This is a genomic window from Micromonospora sp. NPDC049903 (assembly GCF_044460945.1).
Lineage (GTDB): Bacteria > Actinomycetota > Actinomycetes > Mycobacteriales > Micromonosporaceae > Micromonospora.
The window spans coordinates 1-15,103 of record NZ_JBITKL010000016.1 but is presented as its reverse complement, the minus strand read 5'-3'; the positions used below and the strand labels follow the sequence as shown (position 1 = coordinate 15,103).

The 15,103-nt window shown below is 71.7% G+C and carries 9 protein-coding genes, 1 tRNA gene and 1 pseudogene; 4 read left to right on the top strand and 7 right to left on the bottom strand.

Annotated elements, in window-relative coordinates; all coding sequences use genetic code 11:
* The first annotated feature begins 10 nt into the window (after positions 1–10).
* A complete protein-coding gene (locus ACIBO1_RS22150; RefSeq protein ID WP_396749728.1) occupies positions 11–994 on the top strand; it encodes an LLM class F420-dependent oxidoreductase in 984 nt (327 codons plus the stop codon).
* Entirely contained in the window at positions 991–1,791 is an 801-nt protein-coding gene (locus ACIBO1_RS22145; RefSeq protein ID WP_396749447.1) for an SDR family oxidoreductase, read from the top strand. The genes ACIBO1_RS22150 and ACIBO1_RS22145 overlap by 4 nt, the downstream gene beginning before the upstream one ends.
* Positions 1,792–1,804: 13 nt before the next feature.
* On the opposite strand, the gene ACIBO1_RS22140 is transcribed toward ACIBO1_RS22145, so the two are convergent.
* The 5 genes from ACIBO1_RS22140 to ACIBO1_RS22120 form a co-directional block, all read right to left on the bottom strand.
* Positions 1,805–4,117, bottom strand: a complete 2,313-nt coding sequence (locus tag ACIBO1_RS22140; RefSeq protein WP_396749726.1) for a DUF3488 and transglutaminase-like domain-containing protein — start codon at positions 4,115–4,117, stop codon at positions 1,805–1,807.
* A 41-nt stretch (positions 4,118–4,158) separates the two neighbouring features.
* The gene (locus ACIBO1_RS22135) at positions 4,159–5,313 is read right to left on the bottom strand and encodes a DUF58 domain-containing protein (RefSeq protein ID WP_396749445.1); all 1,155 of its coding nucleotides are present in this window, start codon (positions 5,311–5,313) and stop codon (positions 4,159–4,161) included.
* Between the two features lie 16 nt (positions 5,314–5,329).
* Positions 5,330–6,325, bottom strand: a complete 996-nt coding sequence (locus ACIBO1_RS22130; protein ID WP_396749443.1) for an AAA family ATPase — start codon at positions 6,323–6,325, stop codon at positions 5,330–5,332.
* 25 nt (positions 6,326–6,350) lie between these two features.
* A complete protein-coding gene (locus tag ACIBO1_RS22125) occupies positions 6,351–8,918 on the bottom strand; it encodes a fibronectin type III domain-containing protein (RefSeq protein ID WP_396749724.1) in 2,568 nt (855 codons plus the stop codon).
* A 259-nt stretch (positions 8,919–9,177) separates the two neighbouring features.
* On the bottom strand, positions 9,178–9,627 hold the full coding sequence (locus ACIBO1_RS22120) for a fibronectin type III domain-containing protein (RefSeq protein WP_396749721.1): 450 nt from the start codon (positions 9,625–9,627) through the stop codon (positions 9,178–9,180).
* 1,045 nt (positions 9,628–10,672) lie between these two features.
* Between ACIBO1_RS22120 and ACIBO1_RS22115 the strand changes: the two genes are divergently transcribed.
* Positions 10,673–11,341, top strand: coding sequence for a hypothetical protein (locus ACIBO1_RS22115; RefSeq protein WP_396749753.1), 669 nt, complete (start codon positions 10,673–10,675; stop codon positions 11,339–11,341).
* A gap of 737 nt (positions 11,342–12,078) precedes the next feature.
* Here the strand turns inward: ACIBO1_RS22115 and ACIBO1_RS22110 are convergent.
* Positions 12,079–12,252: pseudogene (locus ACIBO1_RS22110) on the bottom strand (hypothetical protein); the annotation flags it as partial.
* Positions 12,253–12,461: 209 nt separating this feature from the next.
* On the opposite strand from ACIBO1_RS22110, the gene ACIBO1_RS22105 reads away from it, so the two are divergent.
* Positions 12,462–12,545: transfer RNA gene (locus ACIBO1_RS22105), tRNA-Leu, on the top strand.
* Here the strand turns inward: ACIBO1_RS22105 and ACIBO1_RS22100 are convergent.
* Positions 12,527–14,269 carry a recombinase family protein gene (locus ACIBO1_RS22100; protein ID WP_396749441.1) on the bottom strand — a complete coding sequence of 581 codons (1,743 nt, stop codon included), beginning with the start codon at positions 14,267–14,269 and terminating at the stop codon, positions 12,527–12,529. The genes ACIBO1_RS22105 and ACIBO1_RS22100 overlap by 19 nt on opposite strands.
* Positions 14,270–15,103 lie beyond the last annotated feature (834 nt).

Genomic DNA, 15,103 nt, shown 5'->3' with positions numbered 1-15,103 from the left:
GCGATGGGCAATGACGGTGCCGTTGGGCGCGATCCCGCTCGCCGACCACGCCGCGATGTACGCGGCCCTGGCCGACGCCGGTTTCACCGACGTGTGGTCCGCCGAGGTCAACGGCGCCGACGCGTTCACCCCGCTGGCCCTCGCCGCGGCGTGGCAGCCCCGCCTGCGGCTGGGCACCGCGATCGCGCCGGTGTTCACCCGGGGGCCGGGCCTGCTGGCGATGAGCGCCGCCGCGCTCGCCGACGTCGCTCCCGGCCGGTTCGCCCTCGGCATCGGCGCGTCGTCGCCGGTGGTGGTCACCGACTGGAACGCGGTGGAGTTCACCGAGCCGCTGCGGCGGACCCGGGACGTGCTGGCGTTCCTGCGGGCCGCGCTGCGCGGGGAGACCGTCGACGGGGACTTCGACACCTTCGCGGTCCGCCGTTTCACGCTGGAACGGCCGCCGCTGGTGCCGCCGCCGCTGCTGCTGGCCGCGCTACGGCCGGGCATGTTGCGGTTGGCCGCCGCCGAGGCCGACGGGGTGATCCTGAACTGGCTGGCCGCCACCGACGTGCCTCGGGCGGTGGCCGAGCTGGGTGAGCGGCGGCCGCAGTTCGACGTGGTCGCGCGGATCTTCGTGTGCCCGACCGAGGACGTCGACTACGCCCGTGCCCTGGGGCGGCGGATGATCACCAGCTATCTGACCGTGCCCGCGTACGCGGCGTTTCACCGCTGGCTCGGCCGCGAGGAGGCGTTGGAGGGCATGTGGCGGGCCTGGGCGGCCGGGGACCGGCGTGGCGCGCTGGCGGCGGTGCCGGACGAGGTGGTCGACGCGTTGATCGTGCACGGCTCGCCCGAGCGGTGCCGGGCCCAGGTGCGCCGCTACACCGAGGCCGGGGTGCAGGTACCGGTGCTGGCGCTGCTGCCCACGCCGGAGGTGCCCGCCGGGGACCCGGCGGCGCTGGCCACGCTGGTGGCCCGGCTCGGCCCCGACGCGGGGGCGGAGGCGGCGTGAACCTCACCGACCGGGTCGCGGTGATCACCGGCGCGGCCGGGGGGATCGGGGCGGCGTTGGCCCGCCGCTTCGCCGCCGAGGGTGCCGCCGCGCTGGTGCTGGCTGACGTCGACGGGGCCGCCGCCGACACCGTCGCGGCGTCGGTCGGTCCGCAGGCGTACGCGGTGACCGTCGACGTCACCGACGAGGAGCAGGTACGGGCCCTGGTCGCCGACGTGCAGGGCCGCCACGGCCGCATCGACGTGTTCTGCGCCAACGCCGGGGTGACCACCGGCGGGGGAGTGGAGGTCGACACCGCCGTCTGGGAGCGGGCGTGGCAGGTCAACGTGCTCGCGCATGTCTACGCGGCCCGGGCGGTGCTGCCGGCGATGGTGGCCCGGGGCAGCGGCTACCTGCTGCACACCTGCTCGGCGGCGGGGCTGCTGACGGCGGTCGGCGACGCACCGTACTCGGTGACCAAGCACGCCGCCGTCGGGTTCGCCGAGTGGCTCTCGGTGACCTACCGCGACCAGGGCATCCGGGTCAGTGCCCTGTGCCCCCAGGGCGTGGACACGCCGATGCTGGCCGACGGGCTGGCCGCCGGGCACCTGGGCGCGCGGGTGACGGCGGCTTCCGGTGTGGTGCTCAGCCCGGACGACGTCGCTGCGGCGGCGGTGGCCGGGATGGCCGAGGAGCGGTTCCTGATCCTGCCGCACCCCGAGGTGGCCGACTACGCCCGTCGTCGTGCCGAGGACCCCGATGGGTGGCAGTCCGGGCTGCGCAAACTGGTGCGTCGGCTGCGGGCCGCCGACCGGTAGCGCCGCCCGAGGGTCAGCGGTGCCAGCGCAACGGCCCCGGGTGCACCGACCAGAGCAGCCGCCGCCACCGGGACCGTCCGGCCCGTAGTCGGCTGGTGTAGGTCCCGGCGGCATCGGCGGCGGCCGCCGCCTGTTCCTCGGTGACCGCACCGGGAGCGAACCCGACCTGGTTGACCAGTCGCGCCAGGTCGTCGACGGCGGCACAGGCCGGATCCGTCGGCCCGCCCTCGCTGTGTCCGGTCGCCACGGGACCGGTCGCCCCGGTCCCGTGACCGGACGCCTGCGCGATGTCGGCTCCGATTCCGGCGTCGGGTCCGCGTGCAGTGTCGGCCCTGAGTTCGGTGTCGGCCCTGGATTCGGTATCGGTCAGGGCTTGTCGGGCGCGTGCGGCGACCTCGCTGGCGGACAGGTCGGCGGGCACCGGCTGCCCGGCCAGCCGCAACGCGTCGGTCAGCTCCCGCCAGGCGCCGACGATCCGCTGGCCGGGGTCACCCCGCGACAACCGGTCCCGGGTCTGCGCCCGCCGCAACACCGCCAGCGTGGCCAGCACGCCCACCACCACGAGCAGCAGCCCACCGGTGGTGCCGGCGGCCAGCACCGACCTCGGCACCCCACCCGAGTTCTCGGGCCCGCCCGGGGCTGCCTGTGCGGGGGGTGAGGCGGTCGGTTCCAGCGTCGGCTCCGGCTGCTCCGACGGCGGCGGATCCTCCGGCTGCGGCCGGAAGTCCTCCTCCACCGGACGGGGCTCCTCGTCGGGGTGGGGCAGCGGATCGAACGACACCCACCCCAACCCCTCGAACAGCACCTCCGGCCACGCGTACGCGTCAGCGGCCCGCACCGGTCCGGCACCCGGCGCGGCGAATCCGACCACCACCCGCGTCGGCAACCCCGCCAACCGGCCCAACACCGCGAAGGAGGCGGCGAACTGCTCCGAGGTGCCGCGCTGCCCACCGGCGTTACGCGGCCCGAAGAGGAAGAACCCCAGATTCGGGTACGCGTGCCCACTGGGGGCGTCAGCGACCAGCCGGTAGTGCTCGGCGAGCCACTGCTCGATCGCCGCCGCCCGCGCGTACGGGGCGCCGTTCTCCTCCACCAGTTGGGCGGCCAATCGCCGTAGCTGGTCCGGCACTCCGTCGGCGACGTGCAGCACCCGTGCCACCTCGTCACCGGCCGGTGTGTTCGCGGTGGCCAGCAGGTTCACATCCGGGCGCTCCCGCGCCGAGGTCACCGTGTACCGCAGTCCGGGGGAGAGCCCGTCGGGACGGATCAGGGTGCCGGTGGCCGGGTCGTACGCCACCCGCGCTCCGGACACCTCGACAGGTGTGGGGACTGCGGGTAGGAGTCGTCCACTGAGTTCACCGACGGTGATGTCCTGCCGGAGGGTGTCCACGGTGGTGTTCGGGGACGGGTCGGGGGCGGGCAGGATCCGTCCGGCGTTGCGGTAGGTGGCGCCGACCCGCCAGGTGACCCCGTCGTAGTCGCTGAGCACCGCCAACCGGATCCGCACCCCCTCCGGCGGTGCGGTGGCGTCGGCCCGCTCGGTGGACACCTGGAACAACTGCTGCTCTGGGTTGAGTGCCCAGCCGGAGATGCGGATCAGCGGGTTCTCGTCCAACGTCTGCACCTGCGGCGGCTCCACGTACCGTCGCGGGTCCACCGGTCGGGTGTCCACCAGTGCCGCCACCGCCGGGCCCAGCACCGCCGCCATCGCCACCACCACGGCGGTGCCGGCCGCCGAGGCGGCGGCCAACCGGAGCCGCACCCGGGCTCGTACCTCCGGGGCCAGTGCCGCCACCGGGTCGAGGCCGGCCTCCTTGCCGGAGACGGCCAGTCCGAGCGCGGCGACCGTCACCAGCGCCACCGTCGCGCCGATCGCCGGTGCGGCGTTGGGCCCCACCACGTAGACGGCACCGGCGTAGAGCAGCACCGGCGGTAGGTAGCCCAGCAGCACCCGTCCGGCCCGCACCGCCACCTCCGCGCCGGCCAGCCCGGTCAGCCATGCGGCGACGACCGGCAGCAGCACGGTGTCCGGGGTCGGTTCCACCGGGATCATCGCGGTCAACAACCGGGGGATCGCGTTACGGGCGGCGTCGCCGACGATCTCCGCGAAACCGCCCGGAAGCTGCGCCCGGCCTGCCGACAGGTGCAGGCACCACGCGGTGTATCCGGCCATCGCCAGCACCGACACCGGCGCCACCAGCCACGACGGCAACCGCCGCGCCACCACGCTGACGAGCACCGACCCGAGGGCCGCACCGGCCACCAGCAGGGTCAGCAGCGTGTCGGCGTACACCCGGCCGAGCACCACCCCGGCCAGCGTGACCATGGTGACCAGGGCCAGCGGCACCGGCACGGCCCGCAGCCGGCTCACCACCGCCGTACCCCGTCCCACTCGGCGGCGAACGCGGCGCCGTCGGCCGCGTCGACGACCACCAGCCCGGCCGCGCCCGGCGGTGTCGCCTCCGCCGCGCCGAACACCCCGACCACCACCGACGGGTACGCCCCACGCAGCGCGCCGACGTGCCCCAGGTCCTCGCGGCCACCGGGGCCGGTCAGGACGACCAGGGTGTCGCCGAGGCGGTCGCGGCGCAGCCGTGCCGCCGCCTGCTGCACCGTGCCCTCGATCTGCAGCGACACCGCCGCCAACCGGTCCAGCGGCCCCACCGCACCGTCGTCCTCGACGTCCGCCGGTGGTGCGGCGACGAAGAGCAGCACCACCGGCAGGTCCTCCCGGACGGCGGCAGCCACCACCGACGCCGCCGCCTCACACACCGACTCGAACGACTCGGCGACCCCGTCCACCCGGTCCGGATGAGCGGCGAGACGGTTGTCCACCAGCACCACGATCCGCGGCAGACTGGTGTCCACGTTCTCCCGCACCATCAGCTCACCCACCCGGGCGCTGGTGCGCCAGTGCACCCGCCGCAACTCGTCGCCCACCACGTACTCCCGCAACGAGTCGAAGGTGATCGAGCCGTGCGGGACCGCGTCGACGCGTCCGTCCAGGCTGCGACCGACACCGGTGGGCACCGCCGACAGCGGGTGGATCCGTGGGTACACCCACACCGGCACGCTGTCGCCGTAGGAGCGGGCCAGCACCACCAGACCCAGCGGATCACGGCGGGTGACCCGCAGCGGCCCGACCGGCACCACCCCCCGCCGAACCGTCGGCACGTCGTAGCGGACCACGGTGTCCGTCCCGGGGCGCAACCGCAGCACCGGCACCGGCACCACCCGGTCACCGCAGCGGTCGGTGGCCAGCAGGTTCGCCGCACCCCACCGTCCCGCGTTGCGGACCGTCACCGTCATCGCCGCCGGGTCACCCCGACCCACCCGATCCGGGTCCGCCTCCCGCCGCACCTGCAGTCGCGGCCGCCGCGCGGCGGTCACCGCAGCGACCGCGACCGCGCCGCCCGCCGCCACGCCGAGCAGCGTCAACTCCGGGTACGCGAACCGGAAACCGGCACCGGCCAACACGACCGCAGCCACCAGCAGCCCGATTCCCCGGGCGGTGATCCACACGACAGACGCCTCGTGGTCAGGGAGTCGCCGGGGCGGGCTGCCCCGACGGCAGCGGCACCGGCACCGAGGCGACGGACTGACGCAACACGTCGGCGGCGGTCACGCCACGCACCTGGGCGTCCGGGGTGAGCAACAGCCGATGCGCGAACACCGGCTCGGTCAACGTCTTGAGGTCCTCCGGCATGATCCAGCCCCGACCGTCGATCAACGCGTACGCGCACGCCGCCCGCGTCAACGCGATCACCCCACGCGGGCTCACCCCCACCCGCACCTGCGGATGCGTACGCGTGGCCGCCGCCAACCGCACCGCGTAGGCGTACAGCGGCTCGGCGATGTGCACCCGGCGGGCCATCCGCACCATCTCGCCCAGGGTGGCGGTGTCGGTGACCGCCGCGAGCGCCTCGGGGGACCGCACCGTCGCCCCCCGCAGCACCTCCACCTCCACCGACTCGTCCGGATACCCCACCGACAGCTTCACCAGGAACCGGTCCAACTGCGCCTCCGGCAACCGGTACGTGCCGTCCATCTCCACCGGATTCTGCGTGGCCACCACCAGGAACGGCTGCGGCACCGGATGGCGTACCCCGTCGACGGTGACCGTGCGTTCCTCCATCACCTCCAGCAACGCCGACTGCGTCTTCGGCGACGCCCGGTTGATCTCGTCAGCGATCACGATGTTGGCGAACACCGGCCCCGGATGGAACTCGAACCCTCGGGTCGCCTGGTTGAAGATCGTCACCCCGGACACGTCCGACGGCAACAGGTCCGGCGTGAACTGGATCCGCCGCCACTGCCCCTTCACCGTCGCCGCGATCGCCCGCGCCAACGTCGTCTTACCCACCCCCGGCACGTCCTCCAACAGCACGTGCCCCTGCGCGAACAGGGCGGTCAGCGCCAGCCGCACCACCTGCGGCTTACCGAGCACCACCGAGTTGACGTTCTCGGCAAGCCGCGCGGCGAGGGCGGCGAAACCCTGCACCTCCTGCTGGGTGAGCGGTTCGTGGCTGTTCACGGTGGTGCTCCTCGGCCGAATTGGATCAGCAGGTGGGCAGGACGGCGATGTCGTCCCCACCCTCCAGGTTGAGCCAGGCCCAGGGGATGTAGTTGCGTCCGCTGTACTCGACCTGCACCCACCAGGTGCTGCGCTTGTCGTTGTTGTAGATGTAGGCGTACACCTCTTCGCCCCGCACCCGGCAGTACGCCTTCAACCGGTTCCCCGGGCGCGCCCACCCGACCTGCCGGTCGTTGTCCTGCCGTGGCACCGAGAAGATCTCGTTGCCGTTGCGGCCCTCGCGGTCCCGATCGCAGTAGGTCGCCTCCGCACCGGAACTCCCGTTGTTGCAGGTGGCGATCCCGAACAACGCATCCGTCTCCTGCGCCCGACGGGCCGAACCGTCACCGGCCGCGTTCGTCGCCGTCACCGTGAACGTGTAGTCCGTCCCCGGCGACAGGCCGTTCATCGTGATGCTGGAACAGGGACCACTGCGCGCCGTCTGACCCGACCGGGCCAGGGTGCACGTCGCCTGTCCACCACCGGCGTCCACGGTGAACGTCACCGTCGCCGACGTCGCGGTCGCCGACGACCCCGTCACCGTCACCCGGGGCGGCGCCACCGTCCGCGCCGTCGTCGTGGCCTGCGGACCCTCACCGGCCTCGTTGACCGCCCGCACCCGCACCGTCACGTTCTGCCCGTCACCCAGGTCACTGACCGTGGTCTGCGTGTCGGTCACCTCGGTACGCCGCTCACCGACCTCCACCACGTACCCGGTCACCGGCCGACCGTTGGCCGCCGCCGGCGCCCACTGCACCGACACCGTCCCCGACCGGTCCCCGACCGTGCCGGCCCGCAACTCCAGCGGCTCACCCGGCACCGTGAACGGCACCACCGTCTCGCTGACCGGCGACGACTCCGACGCCGCACCCTTGTCGTTGACCGCCACCACCGTGAACGCGTACTGAGTGCCGTACTCCAACTCACCGGCCTTGACCACCAACTCCTCACCGGTCGCCTCACCGACCGGGGCGTTGGTCCCCGCCGACATCGCCGTCACCGCGTACCGGGCGATCCGGTTGCCCTGCCCGTTCGCCGCAGGCCAGCTCACCACCACCGTGCCGTCCGCGCGGGCCTGCGCCGACACACTGGCCGGCGCGTCCGGCACCGCCGCCGTCGGCGTCACCGGATTACTGGTCCGCGTCGGACCGGCACCCTCGGCGTTGACCGCGTGCACCGTGAACCGGTACGTCTCCCCGTTGGTCAACTCCTTGATCTGCACCGACCGCTGGTTCGCGCCCACCTCACGACGCTGCCCGGCACCCTCCACCACATACCGGATGATCTCCGCGCCGTTGGCCGGCGCCGGCCGCCAACTCACCCGCGCCTGCGCGTTCCCGGCCGCCGCGCTCACGTTGCGCGGCGCACCCGGCTTACCCACCTGCGGCTTCTTCGGCGGCGGAGGCGGCGGCGGAGGCTCTGCCGGCGGATCACCACCGAGTACGTCATTGGCGTACTTGTCGACCTCCCGCACCAGGTGCGAATCGTCCACCACCCGGGCCGTCGCCGCCTCCGGCGCGTTGATGAACAGGTGGTTCTCCCGCACCTCCAGGTCCAGCGGCCCCCGCCACCGACCCCGGATGGTGTCCACCAACGTGCCTGCCGCGTCGAACGCGTACACCGTGCCCGACGCCTCGTCCGCACAATAGAACCGGCCCGCCCAGGCCACCGCCGGACTCAACCGGTCACCCTCACCCGGCACCGTGAACGAGCGCACCTCACCGGCATCGGTGATCGCATGCACCTGCCGCTGCCCGGCCACCGTCACCGGCACCACCGGCCCACTCGTACGCACCGGCATCATGCCCGGCCCGGTCAACGTCTGCGCCAACGCGGTCCGCCGCGTCTCACCCCGCACCACCGTCACCAACGCCCCGGCCGTACGGTCCAGCACCGCCACACCGTCGTCCAGCGTGGAGACCACCAACTCGTGACTGGGCCCCGCCACGTCGTACGTCTCCACCCGCTGCGGACCCACCTGCGCGTCGCCGGCCGACTTCGACGGCAGCACCGCCGGAGTGATCGCCGAGACCGTGCCCTCCGCCGGCACCGCGATCCACAACCGACCCTTACCGTCGAACGCGCCACCGGTGATCCCCGGCGGATACCGCACCGGCTCACCTACCGGCGCCAACGATCGCGGATCCAACTGGCGCACCACACCCTGCACCGCGTCCACCACGAACGCCGCGTCCTCGTGCAACGCCACACTCACACCCAGCCCCGGCGCGGTCGGCGTGGTCGCCGTGATCTGCAACGTCGCCAGGTCCAACGCGCTGATCTGACCGGTGTGCAGATCCCGAAGCACCAACACCCGGTCCGTCTGCGTCACCTGCATCGGATGCCGTCGACCCGCCGGCACCTCCACCCGGGTGTCCACCCGCGCAGTCACCCCGTTGACCCGCGCCAACTCGCTGCGCGCCGAACTCCACAACCACGAACTCGCGTCGAAGCTGGCCACCGCGTTGTCCGCCGAGCCCAGACCCAGCACGGTCAGACCCATCGCCGCCAGCAACGCCAGCACCGTCCCCACAGTGACCAGACCACCGCGCATCCGCGACCGGGATCGGGCGGTACGGGTCGGAACGGCCTCGTCGGTGCTCGCCACAACCGGCTGCCTCTCGTATCGTCCTGGCCGGTGGCGCCCCCAGACGGCGACCCCTCCCCTGAACCGGGAGCCATCATATGGTCACGCCACGCACCCCGGGAACCCATGCTGTCCGCCGATGAACACCCAGCGTGGCGTGTCGTCGGCGTGTCCCGCCCCGACTGTCCCACCAGGACCCGCCGGACCCGCCGACCGCGAGCAACACTCAGTTCTGACCTGCGCCCGACTCCCGCGTCGTACACACCTGACTGGACGTCGCGAACTCGTTCGTCCCGTACACCGCCAACACCGTAAAGCAGTAGTCCACTCGCGAATTCAACCCGTTCACCGTGTAACTGGTCTGCCCCTGACCCACCGTGGCCAGCACCCCCAACGCCTGCCCGGCCCGCCCACCAGCCACCATGAACGGCACCAACCCGTCCGACGGATCCGTCCACGTCAACCTGATCGTGGCCGCATCATCGCGCAACTCCAACCCCGTCGGCGGCGGACCCGGATCCGCCGCCGCCGACTCGGCCGGCGCCGTCGGCGACGCCGCCTGCCGGTCACTCATGATCAACACCCCGAGCCCGATCACCGCCACCACCGCCACCACCACGGCCACGATCGCCACCACGATCGCCGCCCGATTCCGCCCCGACCCCGACTGCGCCACCGGGAACGCCATACCCCCCGCCGACGTGGACTGTGCAGCACCCGGCTGCCCCCAGCCCTGCGGCGGGTACGCGGCGCTCTGCCCGGGTGGGTACGTCGCCTGCCCGGCCGGGTCGTACGGCTGCTGTCCGGCGGCAGCTTGCGGATGCTGCTGGTGCGGGTACTGGTAGGGCTGATGCTGGGTGGGTTCGCCTCCGGGACCGTAACCGGCCGTGCCTGCCGTTGGCGTGGTGCTGGTACCCGGGTAGCCGGGCGGCCCGTAGCCCGCCGGGGTCCCGGCCGGAGGGCCGCTCGCCGGGGCGTGCCCGGGACCGCTGACCGGTGGACTGCTGGCGGGAGCCCATCCGGGTCCGCTGATCGGTGGGCTGCTGGTGGGGGAGTGGCTCAGGCCATGGGCCGGTGGGCTGCTGGCGGAAGCGAACCCCGGCCCGCTCGCCGGTGTGCTGCTGGTGGGGGCGTACCCAGGGCCACTTGCTGGCGGACTACTGGTCGGGGCGTATCCGGGCCCACCTGCCGGTGGACTGCTGGTCGGGGCGTAACCCGGCGGGCCGCTGGCGGGTACGTGGCCGGGCGGGCCGCTGACGGGGCCAGGGGCAGTCGATCCGCCGGTCGCCGGGTAACCGGTCTGCGGGTACCCCGACTGCTCGACAGCGGGGGTATGGCTGAAGGGTCCGCCAGGTGGCGGGTAGGCCGGTGCTCCGCTGGCCGGGGGGTAGCCAGGTGAGACACCGGTCGCCGGATAGTCGGACGGTGAATGGCCGGCTGGTCCGTGGGCCGTTCCGTCGCCGGTCGTCCCACTGATGCTCGGGTATCCGGGCGGTCCGCTGACGGGCGGATGACCGGGGGGCGCGGAGCTGAGCGACGGGTAACCGGTCGGTCCGCTGGTCGGACCCGGCTGGGGCAGCGGCGCGGTCAGATCCTGCGGCCCGGACGTCGGGCTCGTGGCGGGCATGCCGGGGAATCCCGGTGCCGACGGCTGATGCGTCAAACCGGGATACGGGGGAGGAGGCGGCGGCACGTTCGTCGGTGGCCCACTGGTCGGTGGTGTGCTGATCGACGGACTGCTGTTTGGTGGTCCGCTCACCGGTGGAGCGCTGATCTGCGGATTGTTGCTCGGCGGTCCGCCGGTGAACGGACTGTTCGTCTGGACCGCACTCGTCGGTGGTGAGGGGGGTCCGCTGGCTGGCGCTCCACTCACCGGGGCGTCGCTCGGCGGAGCGCCGTCCGGGTTCGCGTCCGAGGCTGGCGATGCCGTCTCGGCGGAGCGGCGAGCCCGTGCTGCCTCCTCGGCCAACAGCGGGCCGATCTGCTGGACCCGAACGGTCGGGCGCGTCCACTGCGGCCCACCGGGCGAGCCGTTCCCCTCCGGCGTCGCCTGCCCGTCGGGCGACGTCTGCCCATCGGGTCGCCTCTGCCCGTCGGGCGACCTCTCCTTGTCCGACGGCCCCGGCCCGACCGGCGTCCTCGGCTCGGACGAGCCCCCTGCAAGGGCCGAATCGTCGGCCTCGCCTGATACGCCTGACGACGCCGATGACGCCGGCTCAGGTGCCACCGCTCCCGGTTCGGTTGGCGCCGCCGACCCGCCCGACGGGGCCGAGTCGGCATCGTCCGGCGTCGAGGCGTCAGGTGCCGGCGGTATCCGGAGAAGGCTCGTCTCCTCGTCGGCCTCGACGGGCGCAAGGCGCGCCGTCGGTGCGGCGGACGGTGCCGGGTGAGCAGCGGTGGGCGGTACCGGCGGTGGTGGAACCTCGCTCTCGCGGACCGGCAGCCTCAACGCGATGGTCGGCTCGGCTGCCTCCGGCGACGCGACCGGGAGAGCAGACTGGTCGTGGAGGGCCGTCCGGGCCAGCGGCACCGTCGGAGGCTCCGGCACGACCGGAGGCGGCGGATTGCGCGGCGGTGCAGGCACGACCGGCGGTGCCGGCGGCACGCCAGGGGCATGCGAGCCCGGTACGGTGCGAGGGTGCGGCACGGCCGACGCCGGTGGTGCCGAGGCCGGAGCGGACGAGGCAGCGGCACCCTCGCCGAACGGGAACGTCGACTGGCGGAAGGACCCGGCGGCGGTCGACGCGTCGTGCGGCTTCCACGCGGTCGACAGCACCGCGAGCGATATCGTCGGCTCGTTAAGGACCCCGTGCATCGGCGGGGGCGCCGGTTCCGGCTGGCGAGGAGCGGGCACCGCCGACTGCGGAGCCGGAGCAGCGTCGCCGAGATACTCACGTGCCGTACGTACCGCCGGGTGGTCGGCACCGAGCACCGCGGGGCCGGCAGCGGCCACGCGGGTGTAGTTGCGTCGCGCCTCGTGTCGGTTGCCCAGCTCGTCCGCGACGGACCCCAGCTCGAAGGCCAACGCCAACATCAACGGGTCGGCGTGCGGCCACCGCCGCTCCCCGGCCGCGAACGCCTCCTCCAACACCCGTCGCGCCGCGCTCGGATCGTCGGCCTCCCGGTGCAACCTGGCCAGCAGGTGCGCGGTGCTCAGCGCGTCCGGATGATCCTTGCCGAGCGACGGTGGCACGGACTCGACCACGTCGGTGAGCAGCTCACGGGCGGCGGCGAGATTGCCCGCGCCGCGCAGCGCCAGAGCCCGCTGCTGGGCGACGGCCAGGGGAGAAGCTTGGGACACACCGCCATGCTGCCGGGTACGGGCACCGTGACGCCAGCCGGACCCGCACCGACGGCCCCGCCAGGGCTGGTCAGATCGGCCGGAATCGGTCGCGGGATGCTGATGTGCATGATCCACCGGCGGCGTGTACAGTAACTCCCCGTGCGGCCCACTGGGCGGCCTCCTGGTGATGGATCGCCGAGGCTGACGCGGTAGGCTGGACACAGCAAGTCCGGGTGGCGGAATGGCAGACGCGCTAGCTTGAGGTGCTAGTGCCCGTATAGGGCGTGGGGGTTCAAGTCCCCCCTCGGACACAAACCGAATCCCAACGGTGCGCGGCAAGGTCAACACTTGCCCGCACCGTTTGTGTTTGCGGGTCGTAGGTCAGGTGGAGGCCGAGGTTGCGGTAGACCTCCAGTTTGTGTTCGGGGTCGGCGTCTCGCAGTGCGGTGACCAGGTCTCCAAGTTCGTCGATGATGGCGAGGAGTTCGTTCTCGGTGAGGTGGCTGGCCTTGTCTGGGGCCTTGGCCGTGGTCGCTGTCTGCTGGTGTTGCTCGGCGCGGAGGCGTTCGGCCTGGGTTTCGGCTATCCAGCCGGCGACGACGGCCGGGTCGGCGCCTGCGTCGAGGGCTGCTCGGTAGCGGTCGAGTTTGGCGTCGCATTCGGTGACCGTTGGTCCCAGTGGAGTCGCTGGTATGGCGGTGGGTATGCCGAGGGTGAGTTGATTGAGGATCTTGGCGGCGGTGTGGCGGCGTTGGAGTGGTCCGAATTCGCCGACGAGCCAGGTGTCCAGTGGGTTGATGAGCGTTTCTTCTCGCAGGATCACGTTGCGGGGGTGGTCGACCCGGTTGGCCAGCGCGTATTCCTGGGGGAACCGGCAGCGGTAGTAGGCGACGCCGTGGGAGTGCTGGCCTTGCATTTTCCGTTCGCAGACGCCGCAGAAGACCAGGCTTTTGAATATGTAGGGGTGGCGGGAGCGGTGTGCCCGTTTCGGTGAGGTTGCCGTTCGGGCCCGTCTGGTCAGCATCTGCTGGGCGTTGTCGAAGTCCGTCTGGTCGATCAGAGGTTCGTAGACGATGTCTTTGGAGACCAGCCACTGGTCGCGGTTGTTCCATCGCATGACGGCGATGTGACCGAGGGCGACATCGTCGACGTCGAGGAGCACTTCATCGGTGCGTTGCTTGTTCCAGACCTGTCGGCCGGTGTAGCGGGCGTTGGTCAGGATCACGCGGATGGCGGTCTTGGACCAAGCGATGCCGCTGCGGTGACGGTTGCGAGCGCGGTCGTAGGCGGAGGGGCAGGGGATGTCGTCGCGGGTGAGTGCCTCGGCGATGGCGAACATGCCGTAGCCGGCCAGGTACATGGCGAAGATCCGCCGGACGACGGGTGCGGACTGCGGGTCCGGGGTCAGCCCGTGGAGCTGCTTGCCCTGGGCGGCTTTGCCGGGGTTGGGGTGTGGGCCGAGATCCTTGAGGGCGTAGCCGTAGGGTGGCCGGCCACCGAGGTAGCGGCCTTCAAAGAGGGTTTGGGTGGCCATGGCGGTGCGCACCCGGACCTTGATCCGGTTGCGTTCGCCTTTGCTCATGCCGCCGAAGACCGACATGACCAGGTCGTGTGCCTCGTTGTCCGGGTCGATCGGTCCGCCGACCTCGGGCACCCAGAGTTGGACGCTGTAGTGGTGGAACAGCGGCAGGGTCAGCCCGAACTGGTTGCCGTAGAAGGCGCGGTGGGGCTCACCGATCACCACAGCGGTGAAGCCGCGCTGTTTGTCGCGCAGCGCGGCGAGCAGCCTTTTCGCCTCGGGGCGGCGTTGCCACGGCAGTGCCCGGGAGTGTCCGACGTCGAAGAACTGCTCGACGACCACCCCGCCGCGCGGAGCGATCAGATTGGTGGCCAGCGACAGTTGCCATCCCCGGGACGACTCCGGGTCCTGGTTGTCCTCCGTCGACACTCGGCCATAGAAGGCGAAGCTCAGCTTCGGTGTGTCGAAGCCGAGCCTCGCGAGATTACGCCCAAGGCGTTCCGCGTCTATCGTCATGTTTCCTCCGAGGGGTGGTCGGGGCGTTCCGTGCGTTTACGGTGAACCGCGACAAGTAGGCGTATCAGGGCGAGCGCGGCGGCTGGTCCGAATTCCGGTGGGTCCGGTGGGATGATTATGCGCAGTTCGCCTGATGGTGCCGTGACCGTGGTTTCCGAATTGCCATCGCAATTGTAGTCCCGGGTGGGTCCATTCGGAAAATCTGGTTGCAATTCTGGCATAAGCTCTTTCCTGTTTGGTTGAGGGAGTCTTCTTTTGGTGGTGCGGGTTCGCCTTCATCGAGCGGCGCTCCTTTCTTTGAATTCATCGACTGTCTATGCGCAAGTAGCTCGCCGGGCGCTGATGGGCTCGGCGAGCTACGGGAGGATCATGAAGGCTTATTGTGCCGATTAGCCTGTGAAGCCTGGCAGGAACTCAGATACGTTCTCTGGCTTCAGAGGCCGAGCCTGTGGATCTAACGGCTGTGTCTCACGAATGGTTTAACTCCTAATCAAGGAACAGCGCCTGATGACGGATGTCGTGATCGCCGCGGTCGATACTGGCCAGGTGGCGAAGCCCAGGTCACGTAGTTCCGTGGTGAGTCGGGCCGCGTTGGTGCAGCCCAACTCGGCGCTCGGCGAGCCAACTGAACCGGGGGCAGCCCGTATCGCCGTAATGGGGGGAGTGTCTCGGTGGCTGGCAAGTCTGGTGCCTCGGCTGTCAGTTACGTCGTGTGCTGGCTGTCGGTGATTCGCTTGATCATCGTCCTGAGGCCGGGGAAGGCGAGTCGGAGGGTGTGGGCGGTGAGGTGGATTGCCCACCAGGTGAGGGCGATGAGGTAGCCGATGATGAGGG